This window comes from Peptostreptococcus russellii, assembly GCF_003012055.1.
GTDB classification, from domain to species: domain Bacteria; phylum Bacillota; class Clostridia; order Peptostreptococcales; family Peptostreptococcaceae; genus Peptostreptococcus; species Peptostreptococcus russellii.
This window is the reverse complement of record NZ_JYGE01000003.1, coordinates 96,800-119,631: the sequence shown is the minus strand read 5'-3', so window position 1 is coordinate 119,631 and position 22,832 is coordinate 96,800. Positions and strand designations below refer to the sequence as shown.

The following is a 22,832-nucleotide window of genomic DNA, read 5'->3' as shown; positions in this document are numbered from 1 at the left end:
AACAATCACCTTCTATAATATTTTTTAGTTAAGCTATCTAACTATTTTTTTCAATATAATATCTAACATTACTCAACAGCCTTGCTGTGAAATATTTTAATAAAGGGCATCATTCTAAGAGAATAACACCCTTTAAATTAATTTTATATTGCCCTAATTATTTCTTTTTTCTCTCCGCCAATATATCCTTGTATATTGAAGCTATTTCCTTATCAAATAAAGATCTCTTTAGCCTAACAGAAGTTCTTCTTATTTCTTCAAGAACTAGGTTTGCATCTTCATCACTTATATCTATATCAAATTCCTTAAATTTATTGACTACTGCAGCCTTACCTGAATGCTTACCTATTACTATCTGTCTTTCTAGTCCAACTTCTGCTGGATCAAAAGCTTCATAATTCTTTGGATTTTTTAAAGCTCCATCAGCATGTATTCCTGATTCATGTCTAAACATATTGCTACCCACAATTGCCTTCCAAGCAGGCATTTCTCTTCCAGAAGCTTTTGAAACATATTCAGATAACTCTACAAATTTTCTAGTATCTATTTTTGATTCATATTTTAATACATGAATAAGAGACATCAACACTTCTTCTAAAGCAGCATTTCCAGCTCTTTCACCTAGACCATTTACTGTTACACCCACATAGTTTGCTCCACCTAACACGCCTCCGATAGCGTTTGCCGTAGCCATACCAAAATCATTATGAGTATGCATTTCTATATCAAAGTTAGTCGCTTTATATATTTTTTCTATTTTCTTTCTAATTGTGAATGGATCCATTACCCCTACTGTATCACAGAATCTAAACCTATCTGCACCAGCTTCTTTTGCACATTCAATAAACTCTATCAAAAAGTCATCATCTGCTCTAGAAGCATCTTCACCATTTACAGATACATATAGTCCATTTTTCTTAGCATACTCAGTAGTCTTTACCATCTGTTCTAAAACCCATTCTCTAGATGTTCTTAGTTTGTTTTGAATGTGTATGTCAGAAACAGAAATAGAGATTGCTACTGCATCAACACCACAATCAATACTTTGCTGAACATCACTAACTACTGCACGATTCCATGCCATAATGCTAGAATCAAGATTTCTTTTTACTATTTGCTTTATTGCTTCTTTTTCATCTCCGCCCATAGTAGGTATTCCAACTTCAAGTTGATTTACGCCCAAATCACTTAGCATTTCTGCTATCATGATTTTTTCACTATTCGCAAATACTACTCCAGCAGTCTGTTCTCCATCTCTCAAAGTAGTATCTACTATTTTTAGCTCTCTTCCCTGAATCTTATCAATCACACACATAACACTAACCTCCTAATTAATTAACTCTTATAATTCTATATAGTTTCACTTTTGCAAGTATTTTATTTATGCATTCATTTGCTTAAATATTATTATAATTGCTTAACAATAAATTTGCAAGCCTTTTTAGCTTTTTTATGATACTTTTTTTATTTTACTTTCATTTTTGAGTGTTAAGTCATGATTAAAAGGTAAATACACTCTTTTTTTGCAACTATATTGTTATAACTTTCATAGTTGCTTTTTTATAAATTATTAATATCTTCATTTTTTATAAATAAGCCTTATTCTTTTATTGTAAAATATGAATAAAGATTCTTTTTTTATACTAATTTCACTATTCACTGACAACTGTGATAGTTTCCATAAGTTTTTGGCTAGTCTAGATATTATGTTTTTATATTTTTGTATACTTAATACCTTTTTGTTTAATATCTTATACGGAAGTTATTTCTTTTATTAATATGCTTTTTATCTGTATTTAACTTGTATTTTTTTATTTTATAAATAGATATTTACAAAATAATTTTCTCTTTCTGTAATTGAATATCAGTCTATCTCTCTTTAATTTTTTTCTCGCAAGCTCCATCTACATTAATAGTATTTTATTTATATAAATTTAATTACATTTATATGAGTTGCTTTTATATGAATTGCTTTTATATAATTTTTCTAGATTTCAAGTTATTTATTTTTCATATTATTTTTTACAATTTTTTATGCTATTTCTTATATTTTTTTCAAATTACTCTTTACAATTTTTTTTACTATTTCTTTATACTATTTCTTTTAATTTTTTATATTATTTCCTATAAGAAAAATAAGTCTTTACCTTATTATTTTATATTTTATATCTATATATATAGCTATTTTCACCGTTTTTATATGCTATGTGATATAATATAATTCGTATCGGGTAATATTTTACCTAAAATAAATAAAAGGAGGATGGGCAATCCCAAAGCGAATAACTCTCAGGTTATTGCCCAAAATATATGAATTTTAAAGAAATGGGAATTAATGAAAACTTGCTAGATGCATTGCACAGAATGGGGATTAATGAGCCTACACCTATACAAAAGCAAGTCATACCAAATATATTAGAAAATAAGAATATAGTAGCAGAATCAAATACCGGAACTGGAAAAACTCTTTCTTTCCTTATTCCAATAATAAATAAGATATATAAAGAAGAGTTAGACTCAGTATTAATCCTGGCACCGACAAGAGAACTTGTTATTCAAATTCATTCTGAGACTGAAAGGATAATAGACTTACTTGGAGATGTTAGTATAAATACTCTTGCTATATATGGTGGAAAAGATATAAAATCTCAAATAAATAAATTAAAGAATAAGATAAATATTATAATTGCTACCCCAGGAAGACTATTAGATCATATGAATAGAAAAACTATTGATCTAAAAGATGTGTCATCTATTATAATAGATGAGGCTGATCAGATGCTCTTAATGGGATTTAGAAACGAAATTGATATTGTTTTGAAGGATATTAGATCTATAGATCAAATTATGCTCTTATCCGCCACTATAGACTCCAAAGTAAAAAAGCTAGCCTATAGATATGCAGATAATTTCGAAATTATTAGCTCTAAGTCAGAATATGATATCCCAAAGCTTATAAATCAAGAGTTTATATTTACTACTGACAGAAAAAAATTCGATGATTTATGTGAAAAAATAGAAATAGACAAGCCTTTTATGGCGATTATATTCTGTAGAACAAAGGCTCGTGTAAATAACTTGGACTTGAAACTTGCACAAGCAGGTTATAATTGTGAAAAAATACATAGTGATATAAGTCAGTCAAAAAGAGAAAGAATTCTTAAAAACTTTAGAGATATGAAAATACAATTTTTGATTTCTACTGATTTAGCATCTAGAGGTCTTGACATAGAAGGTATAAGCAATATTTATAATTATGACTTCCCTGAATCAGCAGAAGATTATATACATAGAATAGGAAGAACCGGAAGAATAGGGCATGAAGGAAGTTCTTGTTCATTTATCACAGACAAAAATATGGATGTATATGAAAAAGTACAAAATATTAAATAATAAGATTTATAATTTCTATAAAATCCATAAAGTATAAATAAAATATAAAAAGGCAACTGCAAACTCTTAGAGTTCACGGTTGCCCTTTTTATTAATCAATTATATAAATTATATGTTTTTGAATTATATTTCAGCAACCCATAATCCATGAAGATTACAGTATTCATATGCTGCAATAGCCTTATCATCATCTGCAATAACGAATTCAGCTACTGGCTTTCCAGTTGGAAGTAAATCAACTCTCTGTACAGTCTTTTCAGTTACTAGTACTATAAAAGCAATATGATGCTCTACAGTCATAGGATGTTCTACACTACCAACCTTAACTGAAACCTTGTTTCCATTAACTTCTACTTCTGGAACATGCTTTTCACCAGCTGCATCAGTTGAGTTAGCTTCTAAACGAACCATATCCTGTTCACAACATGCTAATGGTCCTCCACCATTTACTACCTTTTCTGTTACATTACCACATACTTGACACTTATAAAACGCTAAAGTCTTTGCCATAATATTACCTCCTTATTTATTTTGTGCATCTGTATTACAATTATTACAGATACCTCTTAAAATTATTTCCGTAGAATTTATTTTCAATCCTTTTTTTCTAAGCGAATCATCTACACACTCTATCTCACCTTTATTTATATCTATTATGGTTTTGCAGTTCTCACATATAAAGTGATCATGTTCATCGGTATTACCGTCAAACCTAACAGGATCTCCTGGAATATTTATCTTCTTAATATATCCATGCTCTTCTAGTTGAGTCAAGTTTCTGTAGACTGTTCCTAAACTTAGATTAGGATTGTTTGATTTCAATCTTTCATAAATATTATCAGCTGTTAGGTGTTCATTGCTACTTAAAACCGTGCGTAAAATCAATTCTCTTTGTTTAGAAAATTTCTTCATCACAAACACCCTTTCATTAAATTAAATCAGCTTATACTATCTCCAGTTTTCACTCTTTACTTCAAAGAATGCCTGTGAATGCTTACATACTGGACAGATCTTTGGAGCCTTCTTAGATACGTGGAAATGTCCACAGTTCTGACACTTCCAAACAACTACTTCATCCTTTTCGAATACCTTACCATCCTTTAAGTTCTGTAGTAAAGTTCTATATCTTTCTTCATGTGTCTTTTCTATTGCTCCAACACCTTCGAATAATCTTGCTAGTTCATTGAATCCTTCTTCCTTTGCATCTTCTGCAAAACGAACATACATATCAGTCCATTCATAATGCTCACCTTCTGCGGCTGCCAATAGGTTTTCTTCAGTTGTTCCTATTTCTCCTCCACTAAGAGCCTTAAACCATAGCTTAGCATGTTCCTTTTCATTGTCAGCAGTTTCTAGGAATATATCAGATATCTGATTATATCCTTCCTTCTTTGCCTGAGAAGCAAAGTAAGTATACTTGTTTCTTGCCATTGATTCGCCGGCAAATCCTTCATTTAAATTCTTTTCTGTCTTAGTTCCCTTTAGTTCAATAGTCATTACAACATCCTCCTTAAATTTTTATAAAAAACATATTACAGTCACAATAACAGTAATAATTACTATTATTACTATTGATTATACCTTTTATTTTTTTAATTGTCAAGCTACTTTTATAGGAAATAATACTATCATTCCAATACTTACAATAGCTTACTATAAATTAATAACACATTTATCGCTCTAATATTATAATTATACCCTGATATAGTTTTATTAAAACATATAAATGATAACATTTACTACTTTTTAAATCTTTTTTTTATTTTAGTATAGTATAATTCTCTCTTTATTTCACTATTAATTTATCCTAAAATTTATTTTATATCTTATAACTTTATATTATAAAAACTGCTGACTCATACATATAACTAATTTATAATCTATGATATGTAAAAGTTATATAATTATAAAAGGACCACCTGCTTATGCAGGTAGCCCTTATTATTATTCTGGTATTACCATCACTGTAGAAGTCGTATGCTTCAATACATATGATGTGCAAGAACCTATTATTCTAGTAAGTCCTGTCTTTGTTGACTTAGTCATTACAATTATTTCTACATCATCATTCTTAGCCCTTTTAACAATTTCATCACCTGCATAACCAAATGTAAAGTAAAGGCTAACATCATAGCCGTCCATTACTTCTCTAGCTTTTTCAAGAAGTTCTCTTCCAAATTTCTCTGAATTTTTAATTTCATCACTCATAGAAATCCCGTCTACAAACACTAACTCTTTAACGTTCATTATAGTAACTTCTATATCGCCTGGTTCATAAATATTCTTGATAAAATCTAAAGAATGCATGCTTCTTTCGGTACCATCAATTGGAACTAATATCTTAGTAGTTTTCATAAATAACACTCCTCCTGCCAAAAAAGTAATCTTTTAAATAGTTAATAATACTATTGCTTAATTATATTATATACCTAAAAGAAGTATTAGTCAATTAAATATGACTTACTATATAAAATATTCATTCAATTAAGAATTAGCAATTTTTTTACTTTCTTTGTTTCCACTGATTAATAGTCCTATTATTCCAGCTATTATTGCAGGAAGCACCCAGTTGAATCCTAAATCACCACCTGGTAGGTTATTTATAAATCCTAGTGAAGGAACTTTTTCTGATAAAACTGTTATTGCACTTACTAGCACTGTTACACCAACTGAAAGCTTATAAACTAAATCACTGTGAATTTTATCCTTAACAAAAGCCAAGAATATAAGCACAATTGTAGGTGGATATACTATTGCAAGTATTGGATTTGCAAATTTAACTAATCCTGTTACACCCATTGTAGCTGCAGCTGTTGCAAATATACATATAAACAATACAAACTTAGAATAGCTAACCTTATGATTAGATATCATAGTCAAGTATTCTGCAGTAGCTGATGTAAGCCCTATTGATGTAGTTAAACAAGCTAGTGATACAGCAACTGCAAGTATAGATTTTCCAGGTCCGCCTAATAGGCTTTCTGTTATATTAACTATAATCTTTGACTGCTGTACATTTATGTCATACATGCTTGATACAGTAGCACCTAGGTAAGCAAGTCCACCGTATATTAAAGCTAGTCCAACACACGCTATAAGTCCAGCCTTAACTAATATCTTAACCTGATCCTTAGGATCTGTATAACCCTTATTTACAAGAGTTAACATAAGAACTGATCCGACCGCTATAGAAACAAAACAGTCCATAGTCTGATAACCATCTGATATACCCTTCTTGAATACGTTTTCAATCATAGGCTGAGCTATCGGCTGACCTAGAGGAGATATTATACCCTTTATTATAATTATTGATAATGCGATAATTAAAAATGGTGTTAGAACTTGTCCAACTATATCTATAACCTTTGAAGGCCTTACTGTCAGTAAGTATGTTAGAACAAAGAATATAACTACAACTAAAAGAAGTGGAACATTGTCTCCAAATAAAGGTGTTATACCCATTTCATATGTAGTAGCCCCTGTTCTTGGTATGATTACTAATGGCCCAACACACATAATATCTACAAAACTAAGTATAAGTGCAGGAATTCTGCCTATTCTTCCAAATAATTCCATTATGTGTCCTTGACAAAGTGCTATTGCTATAACCGCTAACAGAGCTAGACCCGCATCTGAAAAAGTGAAACCTGCAAATGCAGTGAACCAATTCGGACCTGCTATAATTCCCAAGTACGGTGGGAATATAAGATTACCTGCGCCAAAGAACATAGCGAATAATGCAAATCCAAATACAAATATGTCTTTTACGCTACTTTTCTTACTCATAATAATTTTTCCTCCTTAATTTTTTCCACCTTATTAGATGAAAAGATTAATTATTATTCATTTTTTAACTTACATCTTTTATTATAGTTTTATATAATAAAGGTGTCAAGGGCATCATATTATAGACAATTTGATTTTGTTATTTTATAGATTATTTAATATAGTAAAGATTTATGATGCTTTTCTCTTATTATTATGTTAGTTTTCCCCAATACAATATTCTTTTTAATTGCTATTCACACTTATTTTCCTCTTCTAGTACTTGGATATTTGTTTAATATATTAAACAAACTTGAAAACGTTATTATGTCTTTAATGTGCATTTCTTTGGTATTTACAAGTTTTTTGAATTTTTTTATTCAATATTCATTATTTTCTAATTGTTTTTTATTTATCACTTTTTCTTGTGTTTTTTTTACACTTTTTGTGTATTTAAGATGATTTTCATAAAATTTTTATAAGCTCTACTGAATATTAATAATATAAAAATAGCAGGACATAGATAAAATAATTGATTAGAAATCTTATTCCATACTTTCTAAATCTATTATTTCGATTATCTATGCCCTGCATTTAGCCTAATAATATAATGTTATTTTTATATTATATTTCATTTCAATTTTTCTTTTAATTTATTTTTTTTAATAAACTATTTTTTTAGAAATCATACTATACACACTATGCTTGATAATATAAATCTTGCTTTTTCTACAAAATGTAGTATCTTTTGATTAAAAATATACTTATATATATTATCTAATTTGTAAACTTTTAAACTACTCTATATCCTGTATTATACTAGGATCATCTGAGTTTCCTGTTGAATTGTCACTTTGATTCGAGCTTGATTCAGATGAACTCTTTGATGAAGATCCTTCAGCTTCTGAGCTTGTATTAGATGAACTATCTGTATCATCTGATGAGCTATAATTTGAAGAACCAATTTCACTTACTGCCCATATTTTTCTAAGATCATTTTTCAGCTCGTCATATGACCAAGATTTATTGGTATTAACTATACTGTTTGGATCATTTATCAAGAAGTCACCTTCTTTATTATAACCCTTAATAACTATTATATGTCCTCTTTCAGTGAAAATTCCTGGCTTTACACTTACTATTAATATCTGTCCGTCATCCAAAGCTTTTTTCATTTTTGCTTCTACTGGAACTACATCCCTAGATTCTAGTCCATATTTTTTAAGACCAGTATCGAAAAGCTTCCAGCTCGTGAAATTATCTTTAGATAAATATCCATTCTCTTCACTGTACTTTGCAACATCATATGGATTAACATTAGACCCTCTATCAAAGTGCCTTACAACCATCGCTAAAGACGTTGGTCCGCATCCTGATAGTCCAATCATTTCCTTGCCATAGTTTCTATATCCCCATCTTCTATCCCACTGTAAATATAGAGGAACGCTTCCATCAACGTAGTAACTAGAGCTTATATTACCTTCTAAGCTTTTAGCATTATATTTATCTTTATCTTTATAGCTATAAACAAAATCAATTGTTTCTGGATTTGCTATTAACAAATTAATCATATTTTCTGGATATGACTTGATATTTTCAATTATATAGTCCATTCTCTGTGATTCATCTGCGTTTAACTTACCTTTAATAACTTCCAATTTATTGATTTTTTCTTCAATACTCTCTTCTTTTTTCTCTGTTTTAGACTTTTCATCTTCCTTTTTTACCTGAGTAGTAGCTGTATTTTTTGGAGTAGTCTTTGTTTTATCACTTTTAAACTTATCAATACCCGCTGCCACAAAAATAATTACTAAAAACAGTATAATTACTATACCACCTATTTTTTTAATATTTAATTTTCCTTCTTTTTTGGCAGTACTTTTCCTATATACATTGTTTCTATTGTTAGCTCTTGAGTTATTAACTGACTGCGAACTTGATTCATCAAAGTTGTTTCTTTGCGTTCTTGATTTTCTTCTTGAGCTTCTGTCTGAGTTTGTCGATTCATTTGTGTCAGCAAACTTTTCTTCTTTAAGCTTTAAGATCTTCTCAATTTCACTTTCACGTTCTTTGATGTCCTGCTCGTTTTTTAAAATTTCTCTTTTAGTAGTTTCATCATCCTCATAAGCACTTATCTTTTCCTCTAAAGTTGGAATGTCTAAGATTGAACTGTCTAAAATTTTTGTGTCAAAATCACTGCTATCTTCTTCACTAGAAATACTCAACTTGTCGTCTTCTTTATTTTCTCTTTTTTTACCAATATTTGGTCTTTCGAAATCAGAATATTCTTTGTATATTTTTACATTAGACTTATCCATCAATGCACGCTCTCTTGCCTTTCGACGAATATATTCAGCATCATTGACTATAGGCTCTACTGTAGAGATATCTCCCAATTCTTCAAAGCTATCTCCTGTATATCCTAAATTATCATCTTCTAATTGACCGAGATTTATTCTCTTCCTTTCAGAAGTGTCCTGAATATCTATATCTGTATCAATATTATCTTCTGTATTATTGTTTTTTAAAGCCCACTTTTCTCTTTTTAGCTTTTCAATGCTTTCAAGCTTACTTAGCTCTGAAGCTCTTTTGCTAGATGATACTGGTGAGGATTTATGTGTTGCAATTCTCTTCTGATTTCTTGCTGCTTGTCTTCTCCTTTGAGCATTTTGTTCAGCCTCTTCTGTAGATAAAATTTTACTTTCTAATTTCTTTGCCTTCTCTTCTTCTTCTTTTTCTTTTTCTTCATCAGACAGCTTATGAATTTTTTTCAAAACATTAGACTTATATATTTCTTCTTTTTCACTTAAATCTTGATATATATTAGCATACTTGTTTTCTACTTTTTTATTGTTTCCTTTATACGTATATCTCGTACTTTTTCTGCTATTTGAAGCCATGTTTTGCCCCCTTTCTCAAATAGAGTATTCCCTCCTAATGATAACATAAAACACCATTTTTGTACATTTTTTAAACAAAAAAATAGAAGTACTATACTCCTATTTTAATTACTTCTCTTTTCCTTCACTATCTACTGAACTGCCTGTCTTTAATTTGCCATTCTCAGAACAAACTTTTTCACCTCTAAGCTCTTTTTCTATCTTTATCTGACCTAGCTTTTCTTCAACTTTGTCAAGTGTGATAAGCTCCAAAAGACTTACTACTTCATTGTTTAAGTAATTAAATAACTCATCTACATATTCTGCCATTCCGCTTGCTATCAAACAGTCAGATTCTATATCGCCTGAATGCCATTTTGATTCTATAATCGCTACACCAACTGCATCATATATTTCTTTTAGGTTTATATCTTTTCCCTCTTTGGCTATCATATATCCACCATTTACGCCTGCCTTAGTTGTAACAAGCCCACCCTTTTTACATCTAGACATTACTTTTCTTATTCTAACAGGATTGGTGCATAGATTTTCTGATAACTCTTCACTTGATCTTGATTTTCTATCATGAGATAAAAATACCAATACATGAAGTGCTATAATAAACTCACTCATCAAATTGCTCCCTCCATCTTTTATATAAATAATAATTCATTGACAAAATTCTAAAACACTGCCAACAAATATAGTCCACAATTAATAAAATAATAATTTGATACTATATACTTACCCATTTATACTGCTTATTATCAAAATATTAATACACACTTGATTTTGCAACTTTATACTTCTATCCTTTAATTTTCCTAATAGATAAATTATACATCTTATATTTCAAAAAATCTATTGAAATTCAAAAATAATCTTTTTCTTTAGTATCTATAATTTTTCTCATAATTTTTTCATATAAGAAACAACTTTTTATCATCTTTATAAAATCTTTTTTGACAATGTATTTTAGGATATATAATGAAGAAAACTTTGATTAATTTAAAGCAATTGAAATAAGGACTCGCATAAATACGAGCCCTCTTTCATTTATTATTAAAATTAGGAATTTTTAATCACTATTTAAATGGCCTTTATCTAAAATAGGCATATCTTTTTACCCTCTATATATTTAACTAGAGATTTATAGCTTAAAATATAAAAATCTATATTTTAGCCTTCTCTTAATATATTTAAATCTTCCCCTGACATTACTTTTTTCATAGTTCTCATTGAACACATTTTTCCGCACATTGTACAAGAGTCATTGTGTTCAGGAGTAGATTCTTCTCTATATCTTTTAGCCTTTTCATTGTCTATTGCCAAATCAAACATTTTGTCCCAATCAAGATCTGCTCTAGCATCTGACATAGCATTATCCCAATCTCTTGCATGAGGAACCTTCTTAGCTAAATCTGCAGCATGTGCAGCAATTTTAGTTGCTATTATACCTTCCTTCATGTCTTCTAAGCTAGGTAATCTTAGATGTTCAGCTGGAGTAACATAACATAAGAAATCAACACCAGCAGCAGCTGCTATAGCCCCGCCTATTGCTGAAGTAATATGATCATATCCTGGAGCAACATCAGTTACTATTGGTCCTAATACATAGAAAGGTGCACCGTGGCAAAGTTTCTTTTGCATTACAACATTTGCTTCTATTTCATCCATTGACATATGTCCTGGTCCTTCTATTATTACCTGAACATTTTTCTCCCATGCTCTTAGAGTCAATTCTCCAAGTGTAATAAGTTCTTTTATCTGAGCTGCATCTGAAGAGTCATCTATGCATCCTGGTCTTAGTGCATCTCCTAAGCTTAGAGTCACGTCATACTCTGCACAAATATCTAATAGTTCATCATATCTTTCAAAGAATGGGTTTTCTGCATCATTTAACTCCATCCAAGCATACATTAAAGATCCACCTCTAGATACTATGTTTGTTTTTCTCTTATTTCTCTTGAATATATTCATAGCTTCTCTATTCATACCAACATGAATAGTTACAAAGTCAACTCCATCTTCAGCATGTCTTCTTACAACATCTAAAAATTCATCAGATGTAATATCCTTTAATTCTTTATCATAAAATCCTATAGCATCATATACAGGCACTGTACCTATCATTGCTGTAGACATATTTACTAATTTCTGTCTAAACTCCTTAGTCTTACCAAAAGAGCTTAGATCCATTATTGCTTCAGCATCCATTTCTATTGCCTTTTGTACCTTTTCTAACTCTTTATCTACATCAGGGCAATCTCTTGAAATACCAAGATTAACATTTATCTTAGTACTAAGTCCTTCTCCAACACCTTCTGCTTTTAAGTTTTTGTGATTCTTATTAGCTGGTATTGCTATCTTTCCTTCAGCTACCCTTTTCATCAATAGATTTGGATCCATATGTTCTTTTTCTGATATTCTCTTCATTTCATCTGTTAAAATACCTTTTTTTGCAGCTTCCATTTGTGTTTTATACATTTTATTACCTCCAAGTAAATTTAAAGTATTATTTATATAAACTAAGAACTTGAGTCAATCAAGATGCCATTTACTTCTTAGTTTTTTATATATTTATAGGCTTTTATTTAATATTGAAATTTCAATTATTATTTTAAAGTTCTCTAAAAGCATTCAATAAGTCTTCACTTCTTTTCTTACAATCATCATTGTTCAAGATATCTGATATAACACATATTCCATCTATTTCTGTATTTTTTAAATGGTCTATATTGTCTAATTTTATTCCTCCAATGGCTAATACTGGTATATGAAGCTTTTTAGTCATTTCAGATAAAGTTTCCTTTGATACATAATCTGCATCTTTCTTTGTATTAGTAGTAAATACTGCTCCGACACCTATATAATCTGCACCACTTTTTTGTGCTGATATAGCCTCTTCCATATTTCCAGCTGATATTCCCACTATTTTTTGATGTCCTATAATCTCTTTTGCTACTTCTATAGGCATATCCGACTGACCCAAATGAACTCCATCTGCATCCACTGCAAGTGCTATATCAATTCTGTCATTTATAAGAAGTGGAACATTGTATCTGTGACATAGTTCTTTTAGTTTTTTTGCTCTTTTATAAAAATCTCTAGTAGACATTTCTTTTTCTCTTAACTGTACTAAATTTACTCCTGCTTTTAAACTTTCTTCTACACACTGATATATATCTTTACCTAGGCAGGCATCTTCATCTGTAATTAAGTACATAGAATACTTGTATTCTCTTTTTTCTAAATCTATTTTGATATTTTTTTCTAAAATTTCAGGAGAAAAGTGATATATATTATTCATTACATCTACTCTATATGTTCCAATACCATTTTTTTCTACTTCTTCTCTTTCTATAGCCAGCTCACCTGATATACTCATTGCCAGTACTCCTGACAAAGCTGCTATTAAAGGTGATACTCCCGCACCTAAAAAGCTTCCTACTAGAGAGGCTATCATACATCCAGTACCTGTTATATATGATAAAATATCTGATTCATTGTATACCTTTATTATATTTCTTCCATCAGTTATAATGTCTGTATTTCCAGTTACTGCACATACACATCTATATTTATTGGCTATCTTAACAGCCGAATCTATTGCATCTATACTATCTTCGTTGGAATCTACTCCCTTTGTGTTGGTTTTTATACCTGCAAGTGACATTATTTCAGAAGCATTCCCCTTTATTACATCCATATGTACTTTTTCTAAAAGTTCTAAAATCGCTTCACTTCTATACTTTATAGACCCCATTCCTACAGGATCAAATACGACTGGTATATTTTTCTTATTTGCTGTCAAACCTGCCTTTACAATAGTCTCAAGCGGTTGAACATCTATTATCCCAAAATTTAGTACAAGTGCATCTGCTATAGAAGTCATTTCTTCAACTTCTTTTTCTCCATCAGCCATTACTGGAGACCCTCCTATGGCTAGTGTTACATTTGCACAATCATTTATTGTTACATAATTTGTTATCTGTTCTATAAGTGGCTTTTTTGATCTAACTTTTTCAATTGCCTCACATAACTCTTTTATTATTGCTTTTTTCTTCATAATGCTACCTCCATAATTATGGTGTAATTATCTATTTTTATTACCAACCAAGACTTTTATATATTTCTCCCATAGGATTTGTTGGTCCGCATCCATGTCCTATATCTAGAGAATTTTCAATTGCATTTGTTATAAATCTTTTTGAATTTCCTACTGCTTCTTCTACTGAATATCCCAAAGCTAAGTTTGATGCTATTGCAGAAGAAAGTGTACACCCTGTTCCATGTGTATTTTTTGTATCTATTCTATGGTTGTCATAGTAAAATACCTCTAAATCTTTTCTTACAAGAACATCACAAGGTCTGTCTAGCAAGTGTCCACCCTTGATTAGGACATGATTTTTGCTATAATTACTAATTATTTTTCCAGCCTCTACCATATCCTCTGCAGACTCAAGATCTAATAGTTTTGTTTTATCTATATGATGAACTATACATCTTGCTTCTGCTAAGTTCGGAGTAACAATATCAGCTACTGGAATAAGCTCCCTAACCAAAATATCTTTTGCCTGAGTATTTATCAAATCAAAACCTGATGTTGAAATCATAACAGGGTCTAAAACTATATTTTTAGGTTTGTAAACCAGAAGCATATCACAAACTGCCTTTATTATTTCTATATCCGAAAGCATTCCAATTTTCACAGCATCTACATCAATATCTTCAAATATAGCTTTTATCTGATCTTTAACCATATTATCAGATATATTTTCTACACTTCTTACACCCATTGTATTTTGGGCTGTAATCGCAGTAATAGCACTCATACCATACACTCCACAAGATGCGAAAGTCTTTAGATCCGTCTGTATACCTGCTCCACCACTAGAGTCAGATCCTGCTATCGTAATTACTTTCTTCATTATATATCTCCTCCTTTTAGTAAAAGCCTTATAGTCTATTTAAAGGCATAAAAAAAGCACATACCCTAAGGTATATGCTCGCGTTTACGTATATTATAATTTTACTAATATATGTTCCTTCCTACGCTGGCATTACCCAGATCAGGTTAAAAGGTCAAGAATCACATTCTTATCTCAGCCGATTTTTATCAGCACCCTTGTACAAATATTTTATTTTCATATTGAATCTCTCAAGACACAAGTATTAATCCTCTGCCTCAAGCTTATATTTTTATATTAGCACAACTTTTTATCTTTGTAAACCTTTTCGTTAAAGTAATCCTGCAAACAGTGGTACAGTTACTACACTTGCTATCGTTGTAATAAATACACACCTTGATGAAAATTCTGCACTTGTATTATATCTTTCTGCCATAATTGAAGTAAGTGCTGGACTTGGAAGTGCTGCTGTATAAAATAATATAGCAAATGGTAAATCCTTATTTGCAGAAACTCCTCCTAGTTTAAATCCTATTAAAATAATCATCGGTATTATAACCATTCTGAAAATGGTCATCCTATACGCTTCAGAATCTGTAAACATGTTTTTCACATTGTATCTTGAAAGTGATAGGCCTACTACTATCATAGATAGTGGCGCTGTAAGATTTCCTAAATAGGTCAATAAGGAAACGATTGCCCCTGGCACTGGAATTTGGCTAATAAATAATGTCATCCCTATCACTATTGCTAGATTCTGTCTTGTTAAAAGTATATTTTTCAACCTGATTTTTTCATCCAGCTCATAATTCATAGTAATCATCTTTACCCCTAATGAGAATATTAATACATTTTGTACAATATTTCCCATGGCCATTATAAACAGACCCTCCTGACCATAAATTGCATACATAAGAGGATAGCCAATAAATCCATTGTTAGAAAAGACCATAGCGAATATCCATGCCCCTCTTTTTTTGTCATCTACCTTCAATATCTTTGTAAGAAGATAAGATGCAGCCGCTATTCCTAGATGATATATCAATATTATCACTAAAACTCTAACTGTATCTTTCATTAATTCAGAGCTATACGGTCTTATCATAGACACTATAATAGTTGCTGGTATACTGACATCTATCAATAAGTTTGTCAAATCATTAATAGATGAATGTGCTATGGTACCACGCTTACCGAGAATATAGCCTATAAACATCAAAATGAATAGTATTAATACATTAATAAATACTACCTTCATAGCTTGTCCTCCTTTTTGATAATAACATACTTAGTATATCATAAGAAAGAGCCTTAATCTATAATCTATTTACTATCTATTCATTCTAACTATGATATTTTTACAAGTGCTGACCTCTCTAAATCATTTATTTTTTATATGCTATTACTCTATTTCATTATATTCGCTATAATCTACTATTTTTATTTTTATCTTATTTAAAGCTCTTTTTTTTATTTTACCAACTGTATTTACTGAATAAGATAACTCTTTTGCAACTTCTCTTTGTGTTTTATCTTCAATAAATATTTTTGTTATTATATATTTTTCTTTAATATTAAGATTTGATATTGCATCTAAAGCTAATCTATAGTCAAATATTTCTCCCATTTTATTTTGATATTGGCTTACCACTTTATTGCAATGCTTTCCCAAAGTTTTATTGTCCGCCTCTATATATCCTTCCGTATCATAGTGTAGTACAGAGTTTCCTGTCTTAACTGCAAGTATAGATTCAGTTATTTTTTTAGCTTCAATATCGTATTTATCAGATAGGCACTTTAAGGCTTCTATGGGTATTTTTTCATTAGATACATCATATAGCTTAGAACATTTATTATATACAGAGTTTGCTTCTCTAGATATAGAAACATATCCATATTTTCTATAGGCATTTTTAATTGCAAACCTAATTCTAGATGCTAAAAAAGTCCTTACTTTTACACTCTTTCTAAAATCATATCTATCTATAGTTTCTATGACTCCTATTACTCCCGTCTGTATTAAATCATCTTCTTCCAATCCCTTATGTTTGTAGCCTATCATATCTGAGTCAGACTTTACTATCTTTTCTACATATTCCAACTTATCCAATATAAATAATTCCCTAGCCAAAATATCACCATGTGAACTGTTCCAGACAAGTATTCTATCAGTATGATCATTTTGATCTTCGACATCAAGATATACTTCTTCATTGTTTTTTTCAATACTTTCTATAAGATCATGGTCTAAATCAAACTCTTTCATATACTGGTCAATTTGAACTTTAACATCTCCCACCTTCAAAAAAATCACCACCTTCATTTTCTTTAAAATTATTTTATATAATATAGTCAAATTTTTAAAAAAATAAACCTTTTTAATGCATTTATATTTTATATTATAAAAAAACCTATATCTAATTATACTCTAGATATAGGTTTTTAATGCTTTTTATTTTTAAATATATGAAATATAAGTTTAACTTAGGCTTTATTCTTTTTTTCTAACCTAATCTTATAATTTTTTCTTTTATATTAAAATCCTTGAAACTGCTATGATTTATTACAATTTCAGATATTTTTTTGAGATTTATATATAAATAGTATAACATTTTACAAATTGATTGTGTATGTTAACTTTACTACTTATACCTCAAAACTCTTAGAGAGTTTAGTACTGCTATTAATGTCACACCTACATCGGCAAAAATTGCTGCCCACATATTAGCTAGACCTACTGAACTAAGAATTAATACCAATACTTTTATACCTATGGCAATAATTATATTTTGCCATACTATTTTTCCTGTTAATCTTGCAATCTCTACAGCTGGAACTATCTTTGATATTTCATCTGTCATAAATACTACATCTGAAGCTTCAATAGCTGCATCACTTCCTACACCGCCCATTGAAATACCTACGTCCGCTCTTGCTATTACAGGAGCATCATTGATTCCATCTCCTATAAAAGCTACTTTGGAATCTTCTTTCTTCTCAGACATTATTTTTTCTATTAAGGATACCTTATCATTTGGAAGCAACTCTGCATAATAGTTATCTATTCCTATTTCATCAGAGACTTCTTTAGCAACATTTTTAGAGTCTCCTGTCAGCATTACTATCTTATTTATACCTACTGACTTCATATCTTCTATTGTTGACTTCATATTATCCTTAATCTGATCTGAAATTTCAATACAACCGTAATATACTTTATCAACTGCTAGATATACTTTTGTTGATGAGCTTTTTATTTCACTAAACTCAATATCATTTGCAGTCATTAGTCTTGAATTACCTGCTAGTATCTCTTTTCCTTCATAGATGACTTTTATACCGTGTGCTGCAATCTCTTCATATGAATCTATTTTAATTGAATCCATAATTACTTTATCTTTACAATAGTTTGATATTGAATTTGCTATAGGATGAGATGATCTTGACTCTGCTATATTGGCATACTTTAGTAATTCTTTTTCTTCTATTCCTTTTCCTAATACAATATTAGTAACATCAAATACGCCCTTTGTTATCGTACCAGTCTTATCCATTACTACTGTATCTACCTTTTTTAAAGCTTCTAGATAGTTACTTCCCTTTACAAGGACACCATTTTTAGATGATACACCTATACCTGAGAAATAACTTAGTGGTATTGATATAACTAGTGCACAAGGACAAGATACAACTAAGAATACTAGTCCTCTATAAAGCCACTTGCTAAATGCTTCTTGCATAAATATCGGAGGCAATACTGCAACCGCAATAGCCAAGGCAACTACTATCGGTGTATAGTATCTTGCAAATACTGTAATGAAGTTTTCTGTTTCTGACTTTTTACTAGTAGCGTTTTCAACCATATCCAATATCTTTGATACTGTAGAGTCCTTAAATGTTTTTGTTACTTCTACTTCTATCACAGCACTTTTATTTATTACACCTGATGATATTTCTTCGCCTTCAGCTATGCTCTTGAGAACTGATTCACCTGTAATTGCAGATGTATCAAATCTACTTTCACCTTTTATTATTACTCCATCTAGTGGTACTTTTTCTCCAACTCTAACCATTATATGATCGCCTATTTTTATAGTTTCTGGAGCAACTTCTTTTACTTCACCATCTACTATTAAATTGGCCACCTCAGGTTTTATATTCATTAATTCTTCTATATTTTTTCTTGATTTATTAACAGCTCTTGATTCTAAGTATTCTCCTATACCATAAAATAACATTACACCAACAGCTTCTGGATATTGACCTATTGCAATCGCACCAACAGTTGCAATTGTCATCAAAAAGTTTTCATCCAATGGGTTTTTATTAATAATATTTTTTACTGCTGCTTTTATAACGTCAAATCCTGCTATTATATAAGAAGAAGCAAAAAGCAATAAGTATATTGCCTTAGGTGCTCCAAAATGACTGGAAATCATTCCAGCTGCATATAAGACTATAGCTGTTAGCAGTATTTTTAAATCATTATCACCATGTTCATGACTATGTTCATGACTATGTTCATTACTATGTCCATCTGATTCCTCGTGATTGTGTCCATGACCATCAGAAGAACATGAAGATGATGAACAATATTTGCTTGAGCTTGCAGGATCAAAGTTACTATCAGCCTTAAGTGATATATTAAGTCCTGGCTCAATCTTATCTACTAGCTTTATAATATTTGATAGAACTTCCTCTTCCTCATAACCATCTTTTATCTTTACACTTAGAGTGCTCTTTATAAAATTCAAATGTGCTTCTTCTATCTCGTCCATTTTTTTTACTTTTTCTTCAATTTTACTTGCACAGTTTGCACAAGTTAAACCACCCAATATTATTTCTATACTTTTCATATTGAATAAGGCAAGTATTCTTCTATATTTTTATAGAATTTTGCCCTTCCTCCCTTCTAAATTATATTTTATATAATTTATTACTTTTAATAATACATTTCTTTAACGTGACACAGACCACAGTCAAATATTCTTCTAATATGTTCATCATCTAGAGAATAATATACTGTCTTACCTGATTTTCTAAACTTTACAAGTCTATTGTTCTTTAGGACTCTCAACTGATGAGATATAGCCGATTGAGTCATACCTAAAAGTTCTGCAATATCACAAACACACAACTCTTTTTCAAATAAAGAATATATTATTTTTATTCTTGTCCCATCACCAAATACTTTAAATAACTCAGCTAAATCATCTAACATCTCCTCTGATGGAGTTTCTTTTCTGACTGAATCAACTGCATCTAAATGTATACAATGAGTCTGACATACTTCTATATCTTCTGTTTTTATTTTTTTTCTTTTATTATCTTCCATATGCTTCTTCCCTTCTATAAAGTATATAACAATATATGAACAAGTATTCATATGTATTTTTAAAAATATGCAATCACTCATATATGAATGATTGCTCATATGTTTCTTTATACTTATTATATAACAGATAAATCTAAAAGTAAATATCTTTCAAATATTTTCCTAAAGTTCTTTTTATAAAAAATACCTAGGAGAATTCTCCTAGGTATTTTAATATACATTTTAATCATTAATCTACTAAATCAGATTTTGTATATAAATTATAGTAGTAACCCCTTCTTTCCATCAGTTCTTCATGGTTACCTCTTTCTATAATTCCTTCTTCATTCATAACTATTATAACATCTGCATTTTGTATTGTTGTAAGTCTATGAGCTATCGTAATAGTTGTTCTACCCTTAGACAATACTTCTAGTGAATTTTGTATTATAGCTTCACTGTGATTGTCAAGAGCTGAAGTAGCCTCATCTAAGACTAGAATTGGCGGATTCTTTAAAAATACCCTTGCTATGGATATTCTCTGTTTTTGTCCACCAGATAACTTTACTCCTCTTTCTCCTACATATGTATCAAAGCCATCTTCAAGTTCCATTATAAACTCATATGCTCCTGCCATTTTTGAAGCTTCAATAATCTCATTATCTGTTGCTTCTGGCTTTCCATATGCTATATTTTCTTTTATTGTCCCAGAGAATAGATATACATCCTGCTGAACAATACCTATATTGTTTCTTAACGAAGAAAGTGTAAAGTCCTTTACATTTACTCCATCAACATATACTCCACCTTCAGTTACATCATAAAATCTTGGAATTAAAGTACAAACAGTTGTTTTACCACTTCCTGATGGCCCAACAAGTGCAACATTTTGACCCTTCTTAATACTTAAATCAAAGTCTTTTAATACATATTCTAAGCCCTTATTGTATCTAAAACTTACATTTTTAAAATCAATATCTCCTCTTACGTCTTTAAGGTCTATTGCATCTTCACTGTCAACAATGTCTGATTCAATCCCCATAATTTCATTAAATCTTTCTATACCAGTCATTCCCTTTTGGAACTGTTCTGTAAACTCAATTATTCTCTTAACAGTTGTAAGAAGTGCTGTAACATACATTACATAGGCTAGCATATCACCTGGATCTAACATTCCACGAATCATCTGTACTCCGCCAAACACAATCACTATCAAATACATCAAACCGTCTATCGCTCTATTAACAGTGTTGAATCCTGCCATAGATTTATAAAATCTCTTCTTTATAGATAAAAAGTTATTATTATCTTTTTCAAATTTTTCAAGCTCTATTTCTTCATTTGCAAAGCTCTTTACAACCTTTACACCTAACAAACTATCTTCAATACTTGAGTTTAAGTTACCTACATGTACCCTTTGCTTTTTCTGTTCAACTCTCATTTTATCTTTGAACTTACTTGAACTTATAAACATTATAGGTATCATGATAAATATTGCAATTGTAAGTGGTACATTTATACTCACTAAAATTACAAATGAAATCACGATTTTTATAGCACCTATAAAATATTCTTCAGGACAGTGATGAGAAAACTCTGTAATATCGAATAAGTCATTTGTCATTCTTGACATTATTTGCCCTATCTTAGTTTCATTATAGAAATTGTCAGATAAAGTCTGTAAATGAATATATATATCATTTCTCATATCTGTTTCTATCTTTGCTCCCATTATATGCCCAATTGATGCCATATAATATACTGCTACTAATTCCACTATCTTGATAATTACAAACAACATCGCCATTCTTACAATCAATTCAAGGCTTAGCGCAGATCCACCGACCATACCTAAGTTTGTGATTTTCCTTAAAATCAGTGGTAAAATCATTTCTGAAGCAGTAGTTAAGCCAGCACATATTAAGTCAAGGATTAAAATATTTTTATATCTCTTGAAATAAGGTGCTACACTTTTTATTAATTTAAAATTACTCATAGGTTTGTCCATTTACTATGAATTCATCTCCTTCCTTATTTTCAATTCTTTATAAACATATGAAATAAATAGAATCATAAACATCATACTTATAATTGCCATACAACTTTCAACAGTTAACACACCGTCCTTTACTACCTTAACAGCACCACTGATAACATCTCTAGCATATGATATTATTGTAATCATGGAAATTGCTCCCATCATAATGTATATAAATCTATTTTTTTTATATTTTTGTTGCTTATTTACCTTTATAGTCATCTCAGAAAATATTATTACAGATGAAAATATAATAGCAATTATTGTTTGATATGGATATATAGCCCATTTTATTCCTATTCTATCCAAAATAAAATTTACTAATATAAATAGTATAAATATTATTACACCATGAGTATAGGCTTTTTTTATTATTTTTTTATTCTTATCCATATAATCACCACCTAGATTCTATTATATTTTATAATACATAAAGATTTCTATATAACCATTATAATCTAACTGAATATTTTTTTCAATTAGATTGTAAACTTAATATATCTTCAAAATTTACAAAAAAATCAAACAGAATC

At 30.0% G+C, this 22,832-nt stretch carries 18 protein-coding genes and 1 riboswitch; of the genes, 1 reads left to right on the top strand and 17 read right to left on the bottom strand.

The features are described from left to right. Positions 1–157 precede the first annotated feature (157 nt). Positions 158–1,315, bottom strand: a complete 1,158-nt coding sequence (gene nifV / locus UF10_RS02640) for a homocitrate synthase (RefSeq protein WP_106776270.1) — start codon at positions 1,313–1,315, stop codon at positions 158–160. A gap of 995 nt (positions 1,316–2,310) precedes the next feature. On the opposite strand from nifV, the gene UF10_RS02635 reads away from it, so the two are divergent. Then, entirely contained in the window at positions 2,311–3,393 is a 1,083-nt protein-coding gene (locus UF10_RS02635) for a DEAD/DEAH box helicase (protein WP_106776269.1), read from the top strand. Between the two features lie 123 nt (positions 3,394–3,516). Here UF10_RS02635 and UF10_RS02630 read toward each other — a convergent pair whose 3' ends face one another. From UF10_RS02630 to UF10_RS02555, 16 genes are all read right to left on the bottom strand, one after another. Beyond that, positions 3,517–3,903, bottom strand: coding sequence for a desulfoferrodoxin family protein (locus UF10_RS02630; RefSeq protein WP_106776268.1), 387 nt, complete (start codon positions 3,901–3,903; stop codon positions 3,517–3,519). Positions 3,904–3,915: 12 nt separating this feature from the next. After that, complete coding sequence (locus tag UF10_RS02625) at positions 3,916–4,305, bottom strand: Fur family transcriptional regulator (RefSeq protein WP_106776267.1); 390 nt, start codon at positions 4,303–4,305, stop codon at positions 3,916–3,918. Positions 4,306–4,341: 36 nt separating this feature from the next. Then, on the bottom strand, positions 4,342–4,890 hold the full coding sequence (gene rbr, locus UF10_RS02620) for a rubrerythrin (RefSeq protein WP_106776266.1): 549 nt from the start codon (positions 4,888–4,890) through the stop codon (positions 4,342–4,344). A 447-nt stretch (positions 4,891–5,337) separates the two neighbouring features. After that, the gene (locus tag UF10_RS02615; protein ID WP_106776265.1) at positions 5,338–5,748 is read right to left on the bottom strand and encodes a universal stress protein; all 411 of its coding nucleotides are present in this window, start codon (positions 5,746–5,748) and stop codon (positions 5,338–5,340) included. 129 nt (positions 5,749–5,877) lie between these two features. Further along, the gene (brnQ, locus tag UF10_RS02610; RefSeq protein ID WP_106776264.1) at positions 5,878–7,179 is read right to left on the bottom strand and encodes a branched-chain amino acid transport system II carrier protein; all 1,302 of its coding nucleotides are present in this window, start codon (positions 7,177–7,179) and stop codon (positions 5,878–5,880) included. 776 nt (positions 7,180–7,955) lie between these two features. After that, the gene (locus UF10_RS02605) at positions 7,956–10,058 is read right to left on the bottom strand and encodes a C39 family peptidase (protein ID WP_106776263.1); all 2,103 of its coding nucleotides are present in this window, start codon (positions 10,056–10,058) and stop codon (positions 7,956–7,958) included. Positions 10,059–10,166: 108 nt separating this feature from the next. Further along, positions 10,167–10,670, bottom strand: a complete 504-nt coding sequence (locus tag UF10_RS02600; protein WP_106776262.1) for an RrF2 family transcriptional regulator — start codon at positions 10,668–10,670, stop codon at positions 10,167–10,169. Between the two features lie 546 nt (positions 10,671–11,216). After that, the gene (thiC, locus tag UF10_RS02595) at positions 11,217–12,524 is read right to left on the bottom strand and encodes a phosphomethylpyrimidine synthase ThiC (RefSeq protein ID WP_106776261.1); all 1,308 of its coding nucleotides are present in this window, start codon (positions 12,522–12,524) and stop codon (positions 11,217–11,219) included. 133 nt (positions 12,525–12,657) lie between these two features. Next, complete coding sequence (thiM, locus tag UF10_RS09490) at positions 12,658–14,106, bottom strand: hydroxyethylthiazole kinase (protein WP_106776260.1); 1,449 nt, start codon at positions 14,104–14,106, stop codon at positions 12,658–12,660. Positions 14,107–14,146: 40 nt separating this feature from the next. Then, positions 14,147–14,968 (bottom strand): bifunctional hydroxymethylpyrimidine kinase/phosphomethylpyrimidine kinase, encoded by an 822-nt coding sequence (thiD, locus tag UF10_RS02585; protein WP_106776259.1) that lies wholly within the window; start codon positions 14,966–14,968, stop codon positions 14,147–14,149. Between the two features lie 100 nt (positions 14,969–15,068). Further along, positions 15,069–15,177: riboswitch (TPP riboswitch) on the bottom strand. Positions 15,178–15,278: 101 nt separating this feature from the next. Beyond that, positions 15,279–16,205: an AEC family transporter gene (locus tag UF10_RS02580; RefSeq protein ID WP_106776258.1), complete on the bottom strand. Its 927-nt coding sequence runs from the start codon at positions 16,203–16,205 to the stop codon at positions 15,279–15,281. A 144-nt stretch (positions 16,206–16,349) separates the two neighbouring features. Continuing rightward, positions 16,350–17,246: a sigma-70 family RNA polymerase sigma factor gene (locus tag UF10_RS02575; RefSeq protein WP_242969051.1), complete on the bottom strand. Its 897-nt coding sequence runs from the start codon at positions 17,244–17,246 to the stop codon at positions 16,350–16,352. A 343-nt stretch (positions 17,247–17,589) separates the two neighbouring features. Further along, the gene (locus UF10_RS02570) at positions 17,590–19,803 is read right to left on the bottom strand and encodes a heavy metal translocating P-type ATPase (RefSeq protein ID WP_106776256.1); all 2,214 of its coding nucleotides are present in this window, start codon (positions 19,801–19,803) and stop codon (positions 17,590–17,592) included. 86 nt (positions 19,804–19,889) lie between these two features. Beyond that, the gene (locus UF10_RS02565; RefSeq protein ID WP_106776255.1) at positions 19,890–20,282 is read right to left on the bottom strand and encodes an ArsR/SmtB family transcription factor; all 393 of its coding nucleotides are present in this window, start codon (positions 20,280–20,282) and stop codon (positions 19,890–19,892) included. 229 nt (positions 20,283–20,511) lie between these two features. Continuing rightward, positions 20,512–22,257, bottom strand: coding sequence for an ABC transporter ATP-binding protein (locus UF10_RS02560; RefSeq protein WP_106776738.1), 1,746 nt, complete (start codon positions 22,255–22,257; stop codon positions 20,512–20,514). Positions 22,258–22,272: 15 nt separating this feature from the next. Continuing rightward, positions 22,273–22,692 (bottom strand): hypothetical protein, encoded by a 420-nt coding sequence (locus tag UF10_RS02555; RefSeq protein WP_106776254.1) that lies wholly within the window; start codon positions 22,690–22,692, stop codon positions 22,273–22,275. Positions 22,693–22,832 lie beyond the last annotated feature (140 nt).